The sequence below is a fragment of the Paenibacillus cellulosilyticus genome, from assembly GCF_003182255.1.
GTDB lineage: Bacteria > Bacillota > Bacilli > Paenibacillales > Paenibacillaceae > Paenibacillus_T > Paenibacillus_T cellulosilyticus.
The window spans coordinates 46,532-67,501 of the sequence record NZ_QGTQ01000024.1; the positions used below are offsets into that span (position 1 = coordinate 46,532).

Sequence of the window (20,970 nt, forward strand, 5' to 3'; positions counted from 1 at the left end):
TGGCCTCATCGCATCGCAGCTGCGTTCGCTGCTACGATCGATTGAGCGTGCGCTCCCGCCTGCCGATCGTCTGATCGTAGCGAGCGATTTTATCATCCAATCGGTTCAGCACGGCATTCATCTCTTCCATTCTGGCCGCAAGTGTCTCTCGCTGCTCTTGCAGGATCTGCTGTCTCGCCTCCACCGTATCGTCACCTTGCTGGAACAGCTTCACATACTCGATCAAGGATTCGATCGGCAGACCGACGCCGCGCATGCATTTGATAAATTCAACCCAGCGACAATCTTCCTCGTTGTAATCCCGAATCCCGCTCTTATTGCGATTCACGCGTGGAATAAGTCCAACTCGTTCGTAGTAGCGCAGCGTATCTTGGGTCAAGTCGTAGCGCTCGCTTACTTCTGCAATTAACATTCCTACGTCACCTGCCAGCTATGGATTGAAATAAAGAACGCCCTATCGTGCATGTTAGGGCGTTCTTGCTGCTTATTCGGACAACGCACCGACGACTGGATGCGGAACGTATAGTTCCTCCAGCAATGCGATTTCTTCTGCAGTCAGCTTAACAGAAAGTGCCTCTACCGCATCGTCGAGATGCGACATTTTGGAAACGCCGATGATTGGAGATGTTACCGGCTGCTTCTGCAGCAGCCATGCCAGCGCGATCTGCGCACGAGGGATGTTACGCTGCTCGGCAATCGCTGCAAGCCGCTCCACGATCGGACGGTCGGCCTCCATCATCGCATCGTATTTCATATGCTGTGCCTGATCCGTCTCGAACCGATGGGTCGTCTCCGACCAATCGCGCGCCAAACGACCTGAAGCAAGTGGGCTGTAAGGAATGACGCCGATCTTCTCCGATCTGCACAGCGGCATCATCTCCCGCTCCTCTTCCCGGTAGATGAGGTTCATATGGTTCTGCATCGCGACGAACTTCGTCCAGCCGTTCTTCTCCGCCACATGCAGCGCCTTCTGGAACTGCCACGCATACATCGCGGAAGCGCCTATGTATCTCGCCTTGCCGGCCTTGACCACATCGTGCAGCGCCTCCATCGTTTCTTCGATCGGCGTGTTGTAGTCCCAGCGGTGAATTTGATACAGATCCACATAATCCGTTCCTAGACGCTTAAGGCTGTTATCGATCTCGCTCATAATCGCTTTGCGGGACAATCCCGCGCCGTTAGGGCCTTCCGCCGTCCGGAAGAACACCTTCGTAGCGATGACGACTTCATCCCGATTCGCATAATCTTTGAGCGCTCGTCCCGTGATCTCCTCACTCGTTCCGCCACCGTAGACGTTTGCCGTATCAAAAAAGTTAATGCCAAGCTCCAGCGCTCTGCGAATAATCGGCCGGCTGTCTTCTTCGTTCAGCACCCAAGGATGCGTCCAGCGCTCGGCAACGCCGAAGCTCATCATGCCTAAACAAATGCGGGATACATCCAGACCTGTGTTGCCAAGCTTTACATATTCCATTCGATTACTCCTCGCTCCCTGTAACTGGTACGGTTTTGTCCTAACAAGAGCATTCTACCCTCTGGAGTTCACTCCAAGTCAAGTTGCGAATCGGTAAAGTAGAGTCATTTACTATATCCTCGATTCAGCCGGAGCTTGTCACTGCGTCTGATCATGCGGCGTTACGTCGATGTGCAGCAGTCTCGTTCTCGTGACCATGCCGCCGCTCTCAAGCGTTTTCTTTGATTCATCGTTATAGTACCAGCAGCCTGCTAGCGGCAGCAACCCTTGTTCCTTGCACCATCGCCGCAGCTGCATAATGATAGTCTTCCCGATCCCCTGCCTGCGATAGGCAACATTAGTGAACATGCCGATGCTCGCATGTCGCTCGAGCATTCGAGATTTCTCGAGCAGCCCAATACCAAGCAGATCTTGATCGCGGTAATAAACAAGCATTTCACCTTTGTTGATCCAGTGACTGTAATCTTCGAGGAAGCCCCCACATACTTGCTCAATGACAGGCAGATCATTAGGAACCGCAGCCCGAACAATCTCACCGTCTCGAAGGACAAGCTCCGGTTGATCTACACCGCTGTCTTGGAAGAAATACGCTTGCTTGTTGATCTTGAAGCCTTGATCTATTGTTAGGCTAAGCAATAACTCATCGCAGGTCGGAACGAATAGGGATCGCACCGAATAGCGCTCAAGCACTTGAAGGAACAACGGCTGTGCATGCTTTAGATAAGCACGGCGGATGTAAAACTGCGTAAGCCGATCGTGGTTATGGACAGCGAAATAACCCACCTCAGTGTCATCCTTTTGAATCAAATAAAAGGTAGATGATAGGATGTGCTCTTCAAGAAAGGAATCAAACGGCGAGGACAATCCTTCTAAATACTCGTTCACGAGATGCTGAATGTCAGTAATTGAACGCTCATCGATAACCATGCTATTCCCCCTTTCCTAATGCACCCTAATAAATGGAACCTCTCTCCATTGTAGCGTTCTTGAATGAGCAGTACCAGGCATCCTATCAGCTCGTCTACAAATTCGGCGACAGTTCAATGGAACCCGTTTCGAGGCAGCGGCGCTACCAATCAACCTATGTAATTTATTTTTCGGGCCCGTTTCCTTTGCCGTTTCTCTTCCGTTCATATAGTGAAAGCAATTGACAAGAAGGAGTGCTCATTCATGCCAACACAAACCAAAGGATTGGCTGTTGTCCAATGGCCGGTCAGAGACCTGGAACGGTCCTTAGCTTGGTATCAAAACATGCTGGGTGTTTCGCTCACCTTTCCATACACACCGGGTGACGATGCCGCATGGCTAAATCTAGGCAATGTAGGTTTCGGACTTGTCCAGACTGCCGCTGTTCCACAACTGGATTATCAGGATATTCACGGTGCCTGGCGGCCGCTTGTTCAATTCCAAGTGGACAATATCCACGATGTTCATCAATCGCTTCGCGACCAAGGCATTGAAACAAGTAATATGAGTTACGTCCGCGGCGGCGGTCACAGCTTCACGATTATCGATCCGGATGGCAATAAGGTAAGCCTTTGGGGCGGCTGGCCGTCTGAGGAGGACGAGAACGAGGAGCATCGATAGAAGCGTTGATCCGGACAAGCCGCTTCATAACAAGGGCGACCAGAGACGGAATCCGTCCGGTCGCCTTTGTGTATTTTACAAAGAAAGCTGCTAGATCTGCACCTCGAACTCCGCGACATACACCGCTGTACCTGTAATCGCCACCTCGCTGCCGTTCATTACGGCAACCTCGACTCGGCCATTCCGGCCAATCTCCTGCCCCTGCTCAACGACCAAATTCAGCACAGGCTCGGACCGGATGTACTTCGCGTAGTCCGCACCCATTACACCCGAAGCCGTTCCCGTCACCGGGTCCTCCATTGTACCTGAGAACGGCGAGGAGAAATGTCGCGCATGCATACGCCCGCAGGATTGCCCTGATTCGGAATGGTGCTGAATGCATCATAATGATAGACGTTAATGGCTGTCATAAACGAAGTCTCCTCACAAGTTATCCTGGTTCTTCGGCTTCCACTTCTCTACCCACTGCTCCATCTCATCAATCACGCGGCGAAAATCATGTCCCTTCCTCGTCAGCGAATACTCGACCGTCACCGGAATCGTCGGAAACACCTCGCGCCGCACGACACCCGTCGCCTCCAGATGGCGCAGCGTATCGGTCAGCGACTGCGTCTTCACGACCTTCACGTTGCGCAGCAGCTGCTTGAACCGCTGCGGGCCGCCGCTCAGCTGAGCGATAACCATAAAGCTCCACTTGGCTCCCAAAATGCTGAGTGCTTCGCAAATGTTCGGTATCGCTGTATTTTCGCCCGGGTCTGGATAATCCCCATGTGCTGGATGCTGTTCCAATGTCATCAAGACACACTCCTTCACTTACCGATCGGTAAGTTGGTCAGAATAACTGGATTAGGTCAAAACCGTTTGCCTTCTTACTATATTTTAGTCAATTACTTATAATCATTTCCATAGTCAATTGGAAGGATGATGGAGATGAACAAAGTATATCTTATCGCGCTTGCCGCTTTCTTCGCCGCAACGGCCGAACTCGTCATTTCGGGCATTCTGAGCATGCTCGCAGCAAGTGTCGGAATCTCGATTGCACAAGCCGGAATGCTCGTTACAGCCTATTCAATCGGATTTGCAGTCGGAACGCCAATGGTTATTGCACTGACGTCTCGAATGAGCCGCAAACGTCTGATGCTGATCTCACTGCTCGCCTTTTCCATTAGCAGCTTGGCATTCGCACTCGGCAGCCATTACGTCATCCTCATGGCGATACGCGTTATTGTAGGCGCTAGTGCGGGCGTGTTCTGCGTCATTGCACTCGGTTCCGTTGCGAAGCTTGTAAAGGCGAATCAGCTTGGCAATGCGATGGGAACGATCGCGCTTGCCTTCAGCTTCTCGATGGTGCTGGGCGTACCGATCGGTGCAGTCATGTCGAAGCTGTGGGGATGGGAATCGATTTTCTACGCGCTGGCAATTGGAGGCTTGCTCGTTATCCTACCACTTCATCTGAGGCTCCCGGATCTTGCAGCGGATAAGCCTGAGCCATTCCTCCAGCAGTTCACAGTATTGAAGAACGTGTCAGTAGCCGGTCCTCTGCTGCTCTCTATGCTGCTTGGCGCAGGCAATTCGGTTATGCTGACGTACATCGCGCCATTCGTCGAGCACGCACTGAAGCTGTCATCGGATGCACCAAGCGCAGTTCTGCTGGCTGTAGGCGTGATCGGCATCGCTGGCTCCAAGTTGGGCGGAATCGGCATTGACCGCTACGGAAGCGTGCGAGTCATGCTCATTAGTCTTGCTGTGACATTCCTATCCTTAGCAGCCATGCCGTTATTCGCTGACATTGCCCCGGCGATCAGCTTAGCGCTTATCGGCGTATGGGGCTTCTCGATATTCAGCGCGGTTCCCGCCATTAATGCCTTCATCGTCCGTACTGCGCCAAGCTCGGTCAGCTTCATATTGAGCATGAACACGTCTGTCACCCACCTCGGTCTTGCGCTAGGCGCAAGCACTGGCGGCTGGCTTATTCGCTGGAAGGATCAAGCGTTGTACCATCCTTGGCTTGCGGCACTGTTCGTTCTGCTTGCCTTTACGATCGCGGCACTGTCTATTCAATACCAGAGAGCGAGCATTCGGCTGATGCAGCAGCGATCGACGAGCCAATAGTAAATAGGCAGCCCTCTAATTGCTCACTCTGCTCAGTGAACAAATCCGCCAATTCGAATTTTTCGGATAGGCGGTTTTCTTTCTTTTATTCCTACTAGAATCATATTTACTATTATCTCTTTTAAAAATAAAAATCTACCATTTCTGGTAGACTCATAGTTTGATATAATATTTCAAGGTACATATACGGCTGCAAGGGCGGTCGGCACAACCTCTCGGAAGGGAGGTGATGCCATGGAAGTATACCAAGCATTGATGCTAATGATTTCATTCGCTTCATTGGTTGTGGCTATGCTTTCATTCCATAAACGGAAATAGACCGCCCCCTGCAAGGTAACGGTCTATTTCCTATGACTATTCCGATTGCCGACCGCCTTTGAAGCGGAAGTGTACCAGGGCGTCGATGTTCCAGCATCGACGTCCTTTTTCTATTCTCATCATAATACGTATGCTGCAAACACGCAATATAATCACGTGATTCAAAAATCACGAAATACTAACTCGTCTACTGAATCCCTATTAACGCACCATCTGGTTCACAGCGCTGAACAATGCTTTGACCGACGACGTCATGATGTCCGCGTCGATGCCGCAGCCCCAGTAGACGGTGCCGCTGGCTGCCGTAATGCCGATATACGAAGCGGCTTGCGATTTCGAACCGATCTCGAGCGCATGCTCTTTGTACACCAGATCGGAGTAGTCGATGCCCAGATGGGTCTGCAGTGCGTTGTTGATTGCATCCAGTCGGCCGTTGCCCGAGCCTGCAATTTCCTTCGCAGCGCCATCCGTGCGAATCGTAACGATCGTCTGGAAGTCCTGCTCATCCTCTTCCGTGAAGCGGCATTTCACCAGCTCGATCGGCGCTTTCAGGTTCACATACTGGTTCTTGAAGATGTCGTAGATTTCTTCCGGCATCAGCTCTTTCTGCTGCTGGTCGGATACGTTCTTCACGCAGTAGCCGAAGTGCTCGCGCATCTTCGCAGGCAGGTCAAGACCGTATTTCAGCTGTAAAATATAGCCGATGCCGCCCTTGCCGGACTGGCTGTTGATGCGGATAATGTCGCCTTCATACTCACGGCCGATATCCTTCGGATCGATTGGCAGGTAAGGAACCGACCACTTGTCGCTCGACTTCTCCTCGCGGAAGGACATGCCCTTCGCGATCGCGTCTTGGTGCGAGCCCGAGAATGCCGTGAACACGAGCTCGCCGCCGTAAGGCTGACGCTCGCCGACTTTCATCTTCGTCAGACGCTCATACACCGCGATAATGCTCGGGATGTTGTCGAAGTTCAGCTTCGGATCAACACCATGCGAGTACATGTTCAGTGCCAGCGTAACGACGTCAACGTTACCCGTACGCTCGCCGTTGCCGAACAACGTGCCTTCAACGCGCTGCGCGCCGGCCAGTACACCGAGCTCGGCGTCCGCTACGCCCGTACCTCTGTCGTTGTGCGGATGCACCGACAGAATAACGCCATCGCGATAGCTCAGGTTCTCGCTCATATATTCAATTTGGCTTGCATAAACGTGCGGCATCGACATCTGTACCGTTGCCGGCAGATTGATAATGGCTGGGTTCGCCGAAGTTGGCTGCCATACGTCGAGTACACGATTGCAAATCTCAAGCGCAAATTCGATCTCCGTGCCCGTGAAGCTCTCTGGCGAATACTCGAACTGGAAGTTGCCTTCCGTCTCTTCCGCGCATTGCTTCAGCAGCTTCGCGCCTGTGAGAGCGATCTCGATGATCTCTTCCTTCGACTTGCGGAATACTTGCTCGCGTTGTGCGACGGACGTCGAATTGTACAGATGGACAACCGCTTTTTTCGCGCCAGCGAGCGATTGGAATGTTTTGCGAATAATGTGTTCGCGCGATTGGGTCAGTACTTGAATCGTCACGTCATCTGGAATCAGATTCTGTTCGATCAGCGTACGCAGGAACGTGAATTCCGTCTCCGATGCTGCCGGGAAGCCAACCTCAATCTCCTTGAAGCCGATATCGACGAGCATTTGGAAGTACTCCAGCTTCTCTTCCAGGTTCATCGGTACGACCAATGCTTGGTTGCCGTCGCGCAGGTCGACGCTGCACCAAGTCGGCGCTTCGGTGATATATTCTTTTTGCGTCCATTTCAAGCTAGTCACCGGCGGCATGAAATATCCTCTAGTGTATTTGTCAACATTCTTCATGGCGATCCACCCTCTCATTCGTATCTGCAAGTTGGCACGTTTATTGTTAACAACAAAAAAAGCCTTCCATCTCCATTAACAGAGACGAAAGACTGTGTCTTACGCGGTACCACTCCGAATTCACGCCCTCAGGCATGCACTCTACGGATAGGGGTCTGCAGCATCATTCGCATACACACGAGCTATCCTCCTGCTGATAACGGTCAGGTTCCGGCTCCGCTTACTTAACGTTCAGCGAGCAACTCCAAGGTGAGTTCGGATTTTCTTCACGGCTGTTTCGCACCAACCAACAGCTCTCTGAGCGCTTAGAACAATCGTACTAGCCCTTATCAACGTTCTTGAATATTTAGATCAAATTATATACCACCAAAGCCCCGAAATCAACCATCAAACCCGTCGATCCATCCGATAGTGCTCCGGCGTCACGCCGACCGACTTCACGAAAGCCCGGTAGAAGGCGCTGCCGCTGGAGAAGCCGAGCCGCATGGCAATATCTGTAATGGAGCGGTCCGAGATCGTCAGCAGCCGTTTCGCCTCGTCGATCCGCAGCCGCAGCACATATTGATACGGGGTCACGCCGAAGGACGATTTGAAGCTTCGGATAAAATGAAATCGGCTCTGCTTCGCAATCGAGGCCAGTTCCTCGATCGTGATGGCATCCGTGTAATGAGCATGCATGAATTCCAGTACCTGCGACATATAAGCATCCATGCCGAAGGCGGCAATATGTGCCTGCGCAGCAGCACGGCTGCTGGATGTGTGGCTGCCGGACAAGGCGCCGCACAGGTAGCTGAACACCTGCTCCTCCGTCTCATCCTGTGCCATCCGATTGTTCGGATCGCCCGTCATCAGCGCGCTAACCCACTGGTGGAATTGTCCGGCAAGCTTCGTCCGATCGAACTGCTGCCGGAGGTCGAGCTCCAGCGACTCGCTGCGCGCGAACGTCTCCAGACCCGCCTGCCGGACTTTGAAAATAACGACGCCTGACTGCTCGCCGATCTCGAACACATGCCGTTCATTCGGATGCTGGACGAGTCCGCTGCCGTCGGCCAGCCGATAGTTGCGATTCTCTTGTATAAAATCACATGTCCCGTATATCGGCACTGTGATCTGGAAGTCTTCTTCATGAAAATGCGGAACGTTCGAGAACGGTCCGTCGATGCGCCATAATTCCATTCGCGGCGTTGTGATTTGAACGATCATCTCTCTTCACCCGAATTCATTATAGCAATAATTGCGCATCCGCCAAGCAATTATCGTAAAGACGGGTTCTCCTGATTTCGTTACGATAGGAAAAAAACGAAAAAGGTGATCGCAATGTCTCAACCCGCCGTGGCCGTAACGACTAGACAAACGGCCAATCTCGTCTTACTTGGCGTCAGCATGGCGCATTTGCTTAATGATGCCATGCAGAACGCAGTCCCTGCCGTGTTTCCTATTTTTCAACAATCGCTCCACCTCAGCTACGCCCAGATCGGCTGGGTCGCCTTCACGCTGAACATTACCGCGTCGATCCTTCAGCCGCTCATCGGGTATTACACCGACCGTAAGCCAATGCCGGGACTGCTGCCAGTTGGCATGGTATTCACGCTGCTCGGCATGATTGGACTTGCGATCTCCCCAGGTCTTGGGATGCTGATCCTGTCTGCCGCCCTCATCGGTATTGGTTCCTCTGTGCTTCACCCCGAATCGTCACGCGTTGCGCATCTCGTCGCGGGCAGCGGCAAAGGGCTGGCACAGTCCGTGTTTCAAGTCGGCGGCAACACCGGTCAAGCGCTCGCGCCGCTCATGGTCGCCTTCATCATTACACCGCAAGGGCAGCATGGCTTCCTGTGGTTCACACTGCTAGCCGTCCTCGGCATTATGATTCAATGGTATATCGGCAGATGGTACGGTGATCATATGCAGCTGCGGGCAGTGACGGGCAAGAAAACCGTAACCGTATCGAGCAATGATCGCCGCTTCTCCCGCGGTTTCGTCGTATTCGTGCTTGGGATTCTAGTCTTGCTGCTGTTCTCCAAATTCGTCTATATAGCCAGCATGACGGGATATTATTCATTCTACTTCATGGAGAAATACGGCTTATCGCTGGAACGCGCGCAAGTATCGTTATTCGCCCTGCAATTCGCAGGCATGATCGGCACGCTGCTGGGCGGGCCGCTCGCGGACCGGTTCGGTCGAAAAAGAATCATTTGGTTCTCGATCGCCGGTACGGCACCGTTCTCGCTCTTGCTTCCTTACGCCAGCCCGATCGGCTCGATTCTGCTCTGCTTCGCGATTGGTGCGATTCTGATGTCCGGCTTCTCGGTCATCATCGTCTATGCGCAGGAGATGCTGCCCGGCCAGGTCGGCATGATCTCCGGTCTGTTCTTTGGCCTATCGTTCGGCATGGGCGGTCTCGGTTCGGTCCTTCTCGGCTCCATCATGGACCACACCGGCGTCGCACCGATGATCAAGGTATGTGCGTTTCTCCCGCTGCTCGGCGTACTCGCGTTCCTACTGCCGAAGGATTCCAAAATGATGGGACGAAGCCAAGAAGCGTAAGTTACAATTTGATGCCACATCGATCAGTAATCCATTAACCAGTGTACTGTGCAAGACGCTCCCTGCCAGACGGCGTAATGTTAAATCGTATGCCCTGCGTGCTGAAGCTCTGCGATGCAAGCTTCTCATCCAGCAGCTGGCGGAGCGTCTCGTTCACAGTCGATTCGGGCAGTCCCGCATCGGTCCGAATGCCATCCATTGACCGGAACATGTAAGCGGACTTGGTCAGCGCCTTCAATACCCGATATCGAGCATGATCGGCAGGACTTAATTGCGGCCCCTTGGTGGTTGAAGCTTGCGGGGACCCGATGATTGTAGGCGTACCTGTGCTCATCGCTTGCAGGGAGTCCGTCGTTGCCGAATCGCTGCCGTTCGTTCCATTTGCTCTGTTTGTTTCCCCCGCATCGCTCTCCGACGCTGAAGCCTTCAACGTTTCATCGGTTGAATCATCAGGCTCTACACTGTCCTCTTCCGTATGCGCATCCTTGATCGTCGCCACATCACCGCTAAGGGCATCAACCTTCGTGTTCAGCTTGTCGAGCGTAGAGTTCGTAATCATCTCGATGAATTTGCGGGATGAAATCGCGACGATAAGGCAATAGCTGCCTAGAATCAATAAGTTGTTGAAATCGAGCTTGTCATCTGCCAGCGTGTTATCGATAAGATTGCTTGAGATCAATTGAAGGAAGAGCGGCACGAGAAAAGAAGCTACGAGTCCAATAAACACCGTTCGGTAGAACACTCTGTCTCGGAATACAGGCGTATGATCATTTTGTGAAGAAGAGAGCAAATAGCTCGCTGCCCCTCCGACGATGCCGGCAAGTGCCATCGTTGCCACAAACACGATGTGATCCCACACCTTAATCACTCCTTCCGCCTATGTACATGCATGCTATAACTTATTGGATTGCCGTCCAATTGATTCTTCTTGTCGGCAAAATTACGCCGTTGCACGCCATGCCAAACAATCCGCCAGAGCCGTCTGCCGGATTGTTGCTGTTTCATGATCACGCCGGTTACATCGGCACAACCCGATACGTGCGGCTGCCGATCTCGCCGTGGCTGTCCACCTTCGTATGGATCTTGGACACGCCGACTAAGCGGGTCCGTCCCTTCTCATCCTTCTCCACCTTCATCTTCAAAATCAGACCTCGCTGCGTATGGACGTTCTTACGCAGGCGTGTCGATATAAAGTTGCCCAGTGAATAGGCGACAACACGCTTCTTCACTACGCCCCTGCCATCCTTCACCCTCGACACCTTCACCGGCTGCAGCACATGCGGATGTGCGCCAAGTATCGCATCCGCGCCATACTTCAATACGGCGCTCACGATGCTCTTCTGACGTGCATTCGGAGAACGATGGAATTCAAGACCGAAGTGAAGGCAGACGATAACGAAATCAGCCCGCCGTTTCATCGCCTTGATGTCGGCCGCGATGCGTCCAAGACGGATTTTGTTGACGAGATAAGCTCGCGGGAACGGAATCGAATTCGTACCGGTCGTGTACGATAGAATGCCGACCTTAATGCCCTTCACGTCCATCACCAAGTAGCGGCGGGCCTCCCGAGAGGAGCGCGCCGTCCCCGTATGCTTCAGCTTATGCCGGTCAAGCACATTCAGCGTTCGCTTGAGACCTGAAGTTCCGCCGTCCATACAATGGTTGTTCGCCGTCGTCAGCACGTCGAAGCTAAGCCGTTTCAACGTACCGGCCAGCTCATCCGGGCAGTTGAATGCCGGATAGCCGGTGCGCGGAGCCCGCGTCTCATATTTACCAGCTTTGCGCGGCTTGCCAGAGAACGTCGTCTCTAGATTGCCGATCAGCAGGTTCGCATTGTGCAGCTCCGACTTTACGCCCTCGAACATCGGGTCAAAATCATATTGCCCATTGCCGTCGAGACGCGCCGATGCAATAATCGGTGCTTTCATCAACAAATCGCCGACAGCAGCAATCGTGATCGTCGTCACTAAGGGGCCTCCTTCGGGTATGATGGTCTGTATACCCTATTCAGCAGGAGCCCCCCTTGCTTGCAAGATGGGCGTATGACCCGAGGTCACACGCCCATCTTCCTTGGCTGTTATAGTGCAGCCGACTTCTCGTTTGCTTGCTGCGTTTTGATCTGCCTTATCCGCTTGAGTGAACGAGCCGCTAGTCGCAATGCATAAGCGATGAGCGCCGCTCCTGCTGCGCTGAAGATGAAGGCGGCAAGCGTCCGCGCCGACGCCGACCCGTCCATGCCGAACAGACTATCTGCGACGCGCTCCATATATTTCAGCACATACGCATGCGCCAAGTAGGCGACGTAGGAGTAGGCGCCGAGCCAGGCCATTATTTTGCGAAGCCAGCCAGGAGCCCCTTGCTCCCATTGCATCGCCACGATATAAATAGTCAGCACCGACAGCGTCAAGAACACCGCCATGCGCGGATTCAGCAGTCCGAGATCATGGTAACGAATGACGACCTGCGGCGTGAGTTGAAAATGCGCCACGACAACGTACAGCAAATAGATCGCCATTCCAGCGAAAGCAGTCAGGATCGCATACCGCAGTCGGATGAGCCACGCCCGCCACTGCTCCACGTAGAACGCTGCCACAGCTCCCATTGCGAAATAGAAGAAATACATGAGTGCGTTGCGATCGAGATATTTGGCAAAATACGGACCGAGCACCGGCACATCCCATGCCACAGCCGTACGATAGATGGCCCCGCCCTGCTCCATCAGAATGAGGTATAGACCAAACAACAGTGCGAGAACGCCCATCGTCGCTGCGAAGGACCGCGGACGCACCCGCTTCACGAGCCGCTGCAGCGGCGGGAAGATGAGATAAAGCTGGAATACCATGACGACATACCATAGATGATAGGATGCCTTGCCGGTGAACAGCATAAGGCCAAGCTTCTGCCACCCCGATGAATCTAGCAGCTGCACATGCTGGAACTCAATCGCGTAAAGCAGCGCCCATGGCAAATACGGCAGCGCAATATCCTTCAGCCGCTTGCGTATGAAATTCAAGTATGGAACTTCGCCATCGTAGCTGTAGAACAGCGACATCCCGGTCATGAACACGAACAGCGGGACCGCGAACTTGCTCGCAATGAGCAGTACTCCTAGCAGAACACCGTCGCCAAGCCCTGTCGCGGGCAGTGGAAAATAGTGTGCAATCGCATGCTGCAGCACAACGGCAAGGAAGGCAGCGCCGCGCAGCGTATCGAGCTCAGAGATGCGTGGCTTGCGTGTTTTATTTTTCAATTTGATAGATTCCTTTCAATGAAAATAACCCACCCCACCAGTGATCCACCCCACCCAAACCCTCCCCTCCTAAGGGGAGGGCCCCAGGGGCGGTGCCCCTTGGACCCCCTGAGGACTGGTCTAGATACGTCGGATGGAATGGGATTGTGCGACTGTGACTAGGTACCTTAGCACATCCGCCTACTGTTCGATGCGCCTGGGTGAATGTGTGCTGGTGCTCGCTTTCGTCCCTGCGGGACACGCTCTACGGTGGCGCTCCTACGGATTGATCCCTGCGGGATCTAAGAACCGCTATTGGAAAAGACGAATATAAAAGACAAAAGTCAAAATAAAAAAGTCGAAAGATGAAAGATGAAAGATGAAAAATTCATTATACCTCAGTCGGTGAGAGATTTGGAGAGAACGAAAGGACATCCAAATGTTGTGCTATAATAATGGCCAGCCGTCCCGCGGGACGAAAGCGAGCCCTCGCACACAGCAACTCAGGCGCACCGAACCGTGTGCCGGACGTGGGGACTCATCTAGACACAACTCAATGTGCCCCGCTCAATCGAACGTACCTAGACCAGTCCTTGATGGAGCCGATGCGGTTGATTTATGGCGGAATCGATCTAATTGCACAAATAAACCGTTCCACGGCTCAGCCGCAGAACGGTTTATTAGTGTTCATCCGAGCTATTCGTACCGCTGAACCAGCAGCATCATCGCTGGCAGCTTGTTCAGCTTGGCGAGGTCGTACGCATTTTGGCCAAAATCATTGTACAGCGCCGGGTTCGCTCCTAGTTCGAGCAAATACGCAGCCGTCTCCTCATGACCATACATGACCGCCTGATGCAGCGGCGTATACGAGCGATCGGCATCGCCGACCGTTCGCGCGTCGCAATGCACGCCGCGTTCGATGATCAGCTTCACGATCGCCAGATGGCCGATTGACGCTGCCAACTGAAGCGCCTGCTCTCCATGCCGATCCAGCTTAAGTCCTGCCTCAATCAGCCACTGGACTTCCTTAGCGCATTCTCCGTATACCGCATGCCAGAGCGCCGAATGTCCCGCTTCATCTACCGCATTCACATCGGCACCCCGCTCGACGACATAAGCCAACTCATCAAGCTTACCACGTCCCGCAGCACAAATAATTGCTGGGTAAGTAGCATCGTTAAGCGCTGCGCCATGCGCGATAAGCCGCTTCACAATATCAAAATCATAGCTGCCGAACTTACCCCATGCCCAGCTCAAATAAGTCCCTTCCATCGAGGGCGGATTAAGATCGATGCCACTGTCCAGCAAGGGATACAGCGCTTCCAAATCCTTATGTTTGATGGCCATTAGCAGGTCCATCCGCAAGCCCACGGTGTACATGTTCGGCAGCTCTCCTCTATTGGTTACCATTCTCAATTTCAATTGACCCCATCCATCATATCCTTTTTATGCCGGTTTGACGATATGAAAAATTATACAATTGCGCATCGATTCTCAATTAAAAAGCAGCTCGCTGGATCCCCAGACTGCTGCTGATGTTCGATGGTCGTTTATATAGAGACCGTCTCTATTTTCTCGATATACAGCTTATCGCCTACCGCGGCTTCGCCTGTACGGATGACCGATGCATAGACGCCGAAGTTCAGGCTCATCACATCTCTCACCGCTAGCAGTACCTCTTTGTTCCGTTCACGCGTATCAGGATCAATCGTCACGAGAATGCATCGCTCGCACGGCTCGACAACCTCTAGCACAGTGCCGTCCTCAAGATGAAGACGCGAACCCACCCATTCATATTCGTCTTCGACAGCATCTTCAGACAGCGCAATCATCATGTTCGCTCGGAAACGGCGCGGATCTACCGGACCACCTAGTCGCTCTTCGATCTTCCGCAGCGAACGATCCGTAATGAGCAGCAGTCCGCCAGCATCGACAGACAGCAGCTCTTTGCTGTCTGGACGATGACGCTTTAATGAAATCGAGCGGTTCGGGAATCCGCCAAGCTCCTCTAACAAGTCATCTGTCCAATGAAGCATGCGTCCATCCGGCGCTGTAATTTGTACCTCTGGAAAAGCCGCCTCCGTTCCGCCGCCGTCTGGCAGTGAAGCGGTATAGCTGAGCATATGCGGATACTGACGTGCTGTAATGAAGCTGTCCCAGCCTTCCTTATCATTATCGATCAACGCGTGGCTCCGATCGCCGTACATGCCATAAGCTGCAATCGGTGCGCGCTGCAGCGTCTCGCCTGCCATCGACTTGACCGGATAACGCGTCAAATGCGTAATTTGTCCGATGTATGTATGCGTCACTTTGCTGCTCCTCTCCATTGGATCAAGTTGAAGCTTACGAACCTCGATGCTCTATGGAATCAGTATGTCTGTTCCCATGAGAGATCATAACCTATTCCAGCTGTACCTGTACAATAAGAAAAGCCGCGCTAATGCGCGGCGGATGAATCCCCATCGATACTGCTTATGCTTTCAACTGTACGACCTTCGTCATCGATCTTGGGGTTCAACGTAATCGCTCGGATGCTTGCCTCTGGACGCTTGCTCCGAACTTGTCTTTCCGCATCGCCAATGCTGCTTGCCAGCACCTCGTCATAATAGGTAATGCCGTACAAATCTTGATATTCCACGGTATAAGCGTTCGTTTGTTGAGAATTCATAGCGATCACCGTTGGCCTTCCATGATTACTCGCGAGTAATCATCAGCTTATTGCCGTCCGGGTCTTTCACTACAAACCAATGATTATGCTCGATCTCGGTAACAAGCTCAACTCCAAGGCTCTTCATATAGGCCAACGAGCCTTCCAGATCGGCTGTCATGAACATAAAGGCCGGCGTCTGAACGGGCGGCGCGCCACCAGGCTGATCGCCTCCCCACATTGGCATCGTATCCAAGATAACACCTGTACCTTCCATCGGCAGCGGACATAGGTGCCCAGCGATAATTTCGCAGTCATCCGAATTCAAGCCAAGCACACGGCAGTACCAAGAACGGGAACGCTCTATATCCGTAACCGGAACGAAAATGCTGCCCACCTTGTTTTTAATCGGGCTCGTTTCTGGCATAACTTGCTGATTCTCACACATTTGAATGCCTCCCATTATCATCTTCAGCGCTCTTGGCGCTGTAAAAGGTTTATAGCCCTCCGGTGAATCATGGTGTTGTGGTATGGAGTTCGTCATGCGTCTATGCCTCCGATTTCGCTTGAGTCGATTGTACAGGTACGTAACATACAGCAATGATGCTTCCATCGCTGGCATAACCGTTTCCGTAGCTGGCGTACCAATCTCGCTCCACGTCCAGCTCATAATTAACCGATGCTCCCAGCCAGCGGTAAATCCGTTCAAGCACGCCTGTCATGAAGCCGTATGCCTCGCATTTCAAGCATGCATACAGCCCGCCGGCCAGCTCCTTTATTTGTGGATCACCCTTCCGTAATGGGAGATTATCCCATACATCTGTCGGTGCGAAGCAGACTTCATAGGCTTCCTCTTCCGCAATCGCCTCACAGCTGCCCGTCATATAAACAAGAAGATTCCGATTCGAATCTGCGCCGCTGCGCCGCAGCCATTCGATTGAAGCCTCGTCAGCCTGTTTGACCCGATCACTGCCGACGGCTCGGAAGGACGCAACACGAATGGGATGCCGCCAGACCACCTCGATATGGTCGGTCTCTTGGCTGCGTCTGACGGGAAGATACAGCTTCATCCGGGCGATGTTCCCATTCAGCTGGACGTATTCTTCCAACATGCCATGCCCTCCAAGCGCAAATGTACTGCGCGGCAGCCATTCCGATAACAGTCGGTTCCATGCTGCAACAATCGTCTGCGCAGATCCATACGGTGTTCGGGTCATCGCGTACAAGCCGCCAGGGAGATTCATTGGAGCCAATTCGAGTCGCTCCCGCTCGGCTTCCTCAACCGCATGCCGAGTACCGCCATCGCTCACCGCGATTAACTGATATCCAAAGCCTTGTTCTTCTGAATCGACGTTCCAGCCGAATATTCGCAATCGGCCTGCTTCGAAGCCAGCCTTCACTAAGCGTATACGGAACGTTTCAAGTGCCGCCTCTTCGATTCCTTCTTCCTGCTCAGCCGAGTACAGGAAACCGATCCCCTGTTCCGCGCTCAATCGAATGACGCTGACATCGGGATACCGTTCCGATACATCTCGCTGCTCCAAGTACGCAACACGTTCATTCAGGCGAATACGTTCGAAGCTATAGATCATCTCCGACTGCCTATACATGCCGGGGGTCAAGCCGGTCGTGCGTTTGAATGCTTTGAGGAAGGTCTGATACGAATCGAACCCGCATTGAAAACCGACATCGATAACCGCCATATCGGTCTGTCGCAATAAGCATCCTGCTTCGTTCGTCCGCCGCTTGCGGATATATTCCTTAATGGGATGTCCCGTCATCGCGTAGAACATCCTATATAAATGCGGCACAGACAATGCAGACGCTTCCGCAATCTGTTCAAGCGTCAGCGGCTCATCAAGCCGCTCTTCAATAAAGTCGATGGCGCGCTGCACAAGCTCAGCTGTCCGCATGGCTCCTCCCTTCTGCCGCCAAGGCTGCAGTCCATGAAGTTCATGAGCAAATCATAACAAATTATTCCTGATTTGAAGTATCATTTTTTATCACATTGGCACAGGTAGCGATGATGTGCTTTAACACCAGAAAACCTACAGCATAGCCCCATCTCGGGCAGGAGACATTAAGCGTACCACAACAGAAATGAGGTGCTTTACTCAAGATGAAAAAGCAAATCGCGAGTGCAATTATTATTTTATCGCTGGCATCTGGCTGTACGACACATAATGGAACTACGACGATTAAATCACGAGATGGAGCAACACCGATCCGTACAGGGATGAATACGAGCTCTGTGACACCTGCACGCCATCTTTCGCAATCATCGTCGATCTCAACGCATGGCACTAGCTCCGGCTACCGCTCGATGTCGACATCGTCGCCGCAGCAGCGCTGGATCGTCATCGGTGGCGGCGGTAATTTAAACAATTGGAACCCGAACTTCCAGTTCCCAACGACAGGTACGGGTAACAACTACGGAACAGGCAACAATTACGGTACAGGTAACAACTACAATTATCCATCTACTCCATCGACTCCAACAACACCGTCCACGCCGACGAAGACGCCAGCTACGCCGTCAGCACCATCCAACACGACGGCTTCAACTCAGGCGCAGCAGGTGCTGTCACTGGTCAACACGCAGCGTAAAAACGCCGGTCTCGGCGCGCTAACAATGGACAGTGCACTCTCGAATGTGGCGCTCGTGAAGGCGAAGGATATGATCAACAACAACTACTTCTCCCATACTTCGCCGACTTATGGTTCGCCGTTTGATATGATGAAGCAGTTCGGTATCTCGTACCGTACGGCAGGCGAGAATATCGCGAAAGGGCAATCCAGTGCAGATCAAGTTATGAATGACTGGATGAATAGCCCTGGTCACCGTGCGAACATTCTGAACAGCAGCTACACGAAGATCGGCATCGGCTACTACAATGGCGCTTGGGTGCAAGAATTTACGGGCTGATTAGGATTAATGCAGCGAATGATTAGCCACAATAAAGGGACGAAGCAGCCGCTTCGTCCCTAATGTTTATACCGTGAATCTCGCCAATGATTGATGCAGGCTCTCCGATACTTGCTCCAACTGCTCTGCCAGATCAACGAGTCCGTTGCTGACGCCGGATTGCTCGACGCTGTGCGAGGCCACTTCTTCGGATGTCGCCGACGATTGCTGGGACACGGAGCTGACTGTGCTCATAAGCTCAGATAATGTAACCTGCGACTGATCCAACTGCTGAATCGACGCCGTGACGCCGCCAAGCCGATTCATGAAAGCAGTCATCTGCTGATGTACCTGTGTGAAAATCATGTCCGCCTCTTTCACTGACGCAATCTGTTCTTGGAAAATCGGCCGTGCCTCGTCCAGTGCATCAACGGTCGAAAGAATGTCTGCTTGAATCGAGTCGGTAATTTCATTCACCATCTCAATGGACCGCTTCGACTGCTCCGCTAACTTGCGGAATTCGCTAGCAACAACCATGAAGCCTTTGCCGCCGTTCGCGCCGGAACGTACCGCCTCAATCGTCGCGTTCAGAGACAGGATGTTCGTCTGCTTCGTCAATTGTTCAAGCGCAACGAGCATGGAACGGATCGAAGACGTGCTTTCCTGTAATTGATTTACTTTATTAATCATTAACGATATACTTTGTTCGGTTTGCTTCGTGTTCGCGCGCAGCGAGTTCATATAGACCGCTCCCTGTTCACTCACTTGGCGAACCTCTTGTGCGAGTTCATACATTGCTTCATTGGATGTAATGACCTCTTGCAGCTGCTGACCGATCTGCACGGTCAGGCCCGTGCCTTGCTCCGCCTGCACAGCAAGCATCGCCGCCCCGCTTGCAATCTCCTCCGTCGCCAGCGAAATTTCTTTCGCCGCGTCAGCTGTTTTGCGCGATGAATCCAGCAGCACTCTCGAGTTGCCGACCACCTGGTTCGCGGATTGATTCGTCTGGACGACGAGAGCCGCGATATTTTCCATCATCTCATTAAAGCTGCTTCCGAGCTCACCAATCTCGTCTGACCTTTTTTGGAACGATGCTCGAACTTGCAAATCGCCCTGCGCTCCCTGCTTCATGAGCTTGCTCATCTTCGCCAACGGCTGTCCAACCATTCGAACCATGCCAAGGCCAATGAAGACGGACAGGATCGCAGCCAGAATCGCAATGCCGCCTGTCAGGTTCAGAATCGTACGCGTATCCTTCACGAGAATGTCGGTCGGATACATATTGATCAGATTCCATCCCGTCGTCGTCGACTCGAAATAAACGACAAGCGATTGCTCGCCGCGTTGGTCCGCGCCCTCGAACGATCCCGTATGCGCCTTCGGCGGCAGTTGAACGACGGAAGCTTGTCCAAGCCACCCAGAGCTGTCACCCGAGCCATCGGCGTACATAATTGTATTTGAAACCGGGTTAATGATGATCACGCTATTGCCATCCTGCACATTGGAGGACAAGTCAGACAGCAGATTCGCCAGCATCTCGTATTTCAGCTCAAGGACGAGCACTCCAATCTCTTCACCCGACGGGCTTGTTACGAATCTAGCAATACCAAACGTCGGCCCCGCTCCGTCGCGCGCGATAACGCCCTTCTGCTCGGTTGCGATCCACTGCGGTTCACCGCGTGCGCTTGATGCTGCCTTGAACCACTCCGTCTCTCTCAAGCTGGCCACTGACTCCGCATTGCTATCTGTACTAATATTCGTGCCATTGGTTAATAACATGCTTAAAGACTTGATCGCTGAATCGGTATAAATCATTTCTTCGAATTTGGTTTGCAGCTTGTTCGTCGCATTCAGTTTTGCAAGCGCTTCCGATTTCGGATTCACGAGTGCCTCCAATGACTCCGTCATCGAGAAATCCGCAACGAACTGCTTCGTCTCAAGCGCATAGTTGCTAAGGACAATGTCCAGCTTGCTCCCCGCTTGCGAGATTGCCGAAACGGAGCTGTCGACCACTTTGTCCTTAATGGTGGATTTCGCCATCTGATAAGAGACGACGCCTACCGCCATAACAAACACTACAATGCCAATAAAGAAGATCAAAAACAGCTTCATACCGATGGACTGCATTGGATTAGACATCCCATTCCCGAATAACCGCTTTCTCGAACTCGCCTGCATTGTGTTCATCGCGATCTCATCATCCCCGGAATATTTATAGTCTATTAGGCGGATAAATTATATCATTCTTCCAAAATATTGTATACTACACAACACAATAATTTAGTCGAATC

General features: G+C 52.6%; 20 protein-coding genes, 1 pseudogene and 1 other annotated feature. Of the genes and pseudogenes, 5 read left to right on the forward strand and 16 right to left on the reverse strand.

Going from position 1 to position 20,970, the window contains the following annotated elements; translation table 11 throughout:
- Positions 1 to 31: 31 nt before the first annotated feature.
- The 3 genes from DFQ01_RS22800 to DFQ01_RS22810 all read right to left on the reverse strand — a co-directional run bounded on the left by DFQ01_RS22800 (position 32) and on the right by DFQ01_RS22810 (position 2,398).
- The gene (locus DFQ01_RS22800; protein ID WP_110046229.1) at positions 32 to 412 is read right to left on the reverse strand and encodes a MerR family transcriptional regulator; all 381 of its coding nucleotides are present in this window, start codon (positions 410 to 412) and stop codon (positions 32 to 34) included.
- A 72-nt stretch (positions 413 to 484) separates the two neighbouring features.
- Positions 485 to 1,471 carry an aldo/keto reductase gene (locus tag DFQ01_RS22805; protein WP_110046230.1) on the reverse strand — a complete coding sequence of 329 codons (987 nt, stop codon included), beginning with the start codon at positions 1,469 to 1,471 and terminating at the stop codon, positions 485 to 487.
- Positions 1,472 to 1,609: 138 nt separating this feature from the next.
- On the reverse strand, positions 1,610 to 2,398 hold the full coding sequence (locus DFQ01_RS22810) for a GNAT family N-acetyltransferase (protein WP_110046231.1): 789 nt from the start codon (positions 2,396 to 2,398) through the stop codon (positions 1,610 to 1,612).
- 243 nt (positions 2,399 to 2,641) lie between these two features.
- On the opposite strand from DFQ01_RS22810, the gene DFQ01_RS22815 reads away from it, so the two are divergent.
- A complete protein-coding gene (locus DFQ01_RS22815) occupies positions 2,642 to 3,058 on the forward strand; it encodes a VOC family protein (RefSeq protein ID WP_110046232.1) in 417 nt (138 codons plus the stop codon).
- A 90-nt stretch (positions 3,059 to 3,148) separates the two neighbouring features.
- Here DFQ01_RS22815 and DFQ01_RS22820 read toward each other — a convergent pair.
- Both DFQ01_RS22820 and DFQ01_RS22825 read right to left on the reverse strand, forming a co-directional pair.
- Positions 3,149 to 3,421, reverse strand: a pseudogene (locus DFQ01_RS22820) (PhzF family phenazine biosynthesis protein); the annotation flags it as partial.
- Between the two features lie 60 nt (positions 3,422 to 3,481).
- Entirely contained in the window at positions 3,482 to 3,853 is a 372-nt protein-coding gene (locus DFQ01_RS22825) for a winged helix-turn-helix transcriptional regulator (protein ID WP_110046234.1), read from the reverse strand.
- Positions 3,854 to 3,988: 135 nt separating this feature from the next.
- On the opposite strand from DFQ01_RS22825, the gene DFQ01_RS22830 reads away from it, so the two are divergent.
- Positions 3,989 to 5,170: an MFS transporter gene (locus DFQ01_RS22830; protein WP_174812859.1), complete on the forward strand. Its 1,182-nt coding sequence runs from the start codon at positions 3,989 to 3,991 to the stop codon at positions 5,168 to 5,170.
- 234 nt (positions 5,171 to 5,404) lie between these two features.
- A complete protein-coding gene (locus tag DFQ01_RS32250; RefSeq protein ID WP_219993710.1) occupies positions 5,405 to 5,488 on the forward strand; it encodes a putative holin-like toxin in 84 nt (27 codons plus the stop codon).
- Positions 5,489 to 5,689: 201 nt separating this feature from the next.
- Here the strand turns inward: DFQ01_RS32250 and leuA are convergent, their stop codons facing one another.
- Together leuA and DFQ01_RS22840 are read right to left on the reverse strand one after the other, a co-directional pair.
- Entirely contained in the window at positions 5,690 to 7,354 is a 1,665-nt protein-coding gene (leuA, locus tag DFQ01_RS22835) for a 2-isopropylmalate synthase (RefSeq protein ID WP_110046236.1), read from the reverse strand.
- 77 nt (positions 7,355 to 7,431) lie between these two features.
- Positions 7,432 to 7,696 (reverse strand) — a binding site (T-box leader).
- Between the two features lie 45 nt (positions 7,697 to 7,741).
- Positions 7,742 to 8,557: an AraC family transcriptional regulator gene (locus DFQ01_RS22840; protein WP_110046237.1), complete on the reverse strand. Its 816-nt coding sequence runs from the start codon at positions 8,555 to 8,557 to the stop codon at positions 7,742 to 7,744.
- 114 nt (positions 8,558 to 8,671) lie between these two features.
- Here DFQ01_RS22840 and DFQ01_RS22845 point away from each other — a divergent pair, with 114 nt between their 5' ends.
- The gene (locus DFQ01_RS22845; protein ID WP_110046238.1) at positions 8,672 to 9,898 is read left to right on the forward strand and encodes an MFS transporter; all 1,227 of its coding nucleotides are present in this window, start codon (positions 8,672 to 8,674) and stop codon (positions 9,896 to 9,898) included.
- A 34-nt stretch (positions 9,899 to 9,932) separates the two neighbouring features.
- Here the strand turns inward: DFQ01_RS22845 and DFQ01_RS22850 are convergent, their stop codons facing one another.
- From DFQ01_RS22850 to DFQ01_RS22885, 8 genes are all read right to left on the reverse strand, one after another.
- A complete protein-coding gene (locus tag DFQ01_RS22850; protein WP_110046239.1) occupies positions 9,933 to 10,757 on the reverse strand; it encodes a YEATS-associated helix-containing protein in 825 nt (274 codons plus the stop codon).
- 157 nt (positions 10,758 to 10,914) lie between these two features.
- Positions 10,915 to 11,865: a CapA family protein gene (locus tag DFQ01_RS22855; RefSeq protein WP_110046240.1), complete on the reverse strand. Its 951-nt coding sequence runs from the start codon at positions 11,863 to 11,865 to the stop codon at positions 10,915 to 10,917.
- Between the two features lie 110 nt (positions 11,866 to 11,975).
- A complete protein-coding gene (locus tag DFQ01_RS22860; RefSeq protein WP_174812860.1) occupies positions 11,976 to 13,148 on the reverse strand; it encodes an acyltransferase in 1,173 nt (390 codons plus the stop codon).
- Between the two features lie 675 nt (positions 13,149 to 13,823).
- Positions 13,824 to 14,549 (reverse strand): ankyrin repeat domain-containing protein, encoded by a 726-nt coding sequence (locus tag DFQ01_RS22865; RefSeq protein ID WP_146216916.1) that lies wholly within the window; start codon positions 14,547 to 14,549, stop codon positions 13,824 to 13,826.
- A 128-nt stretch (positions 14,550 to 14,677) separates the two neighbouring features.
- Positions 14,678 to 15,436 carry an MOSC domain-containing protein gene (locus tag DFQ01_RS22870; RefSeq protein ID WP_174812861.1) on the reverse strand — a complete coding sequence of 253 codons (759 nt, stop codon included), beginning with the start codon at positions 15,434 to 15,436 and terminating at the stop codon, positions 14,678 to 14,680.
- Positions 15,437 to 15,564: 128 nt separating this feature from the next.
- Positions 15,565 to 15,804, reverse strand: coding sequence for a hypothetical protein (locus DFQ01_RS22875; RefSeq protein WP_110046244.1), 240 nt, complete (start codon positions 15,802 to 15,804; stop codon positions 15,565 to 15,567).
- A 16-nt stretch (positions 15,805 to 15,820) separates the two neighbouring features.
- On the reverse strand, positions 15,821 to 16,237 hold the full coding sequence (locus tag DFQ01_RS22880) for a VOC family protein (protein WP_110046272.1): 417 nt from the start codon (positions 16,235 to 16,237) through the stop codon (positions 15,821 to 15,823).
- 85 nt (positions 16,238 to 16,322) lie between these two features.
- Positions 16,323 to 17,687, reverse strand: a complete 1,365-nt coding sequence (locus DFQ01_RS22885) for an AraC family transcriptional regulator (protein WP_110046245.1) — start codon at positions 17,685 to 17,687, stop codon at positions 16,323 to 16,325.
- Between the two features lie 206 nt (positions 17,688 to 17,893).
- Here DFQ01_RS22885 and DFQ01_RS22890 point away from each other — a divergent pair, with 206 nt between their 5' ends.
- Positions 17,894 to 18,700 (forward strand): CAP domain-containing protein, encoded by an 807-nt coding sequence (locus DFQ01_RS22890; protein ID WP_174812862.1) that lies wholly within the window; start codon positions 17,894 to 17,896, stop codon positions 18,698 to 18,700.
- A 66-nt stretch (positions 18,701 to 18,766) separates the two neighbouring features.
- Here DFQ01_RS22890 and DFQ01_RS22895 read toward each other — a convergent pair whose 3' ends face one another.
- Entirely contained in the window at positions 18,767 to 20,866 is a 2,100-nt protein-coding gene (locus DFQ01_RS22895; RefSeq protein WP_110046246.1) for a methyl-accepting chemotaxis protein, read from the reverse strand.
- Positions 20,867 to 20,970: the final 104 nt, after the last annotated feature.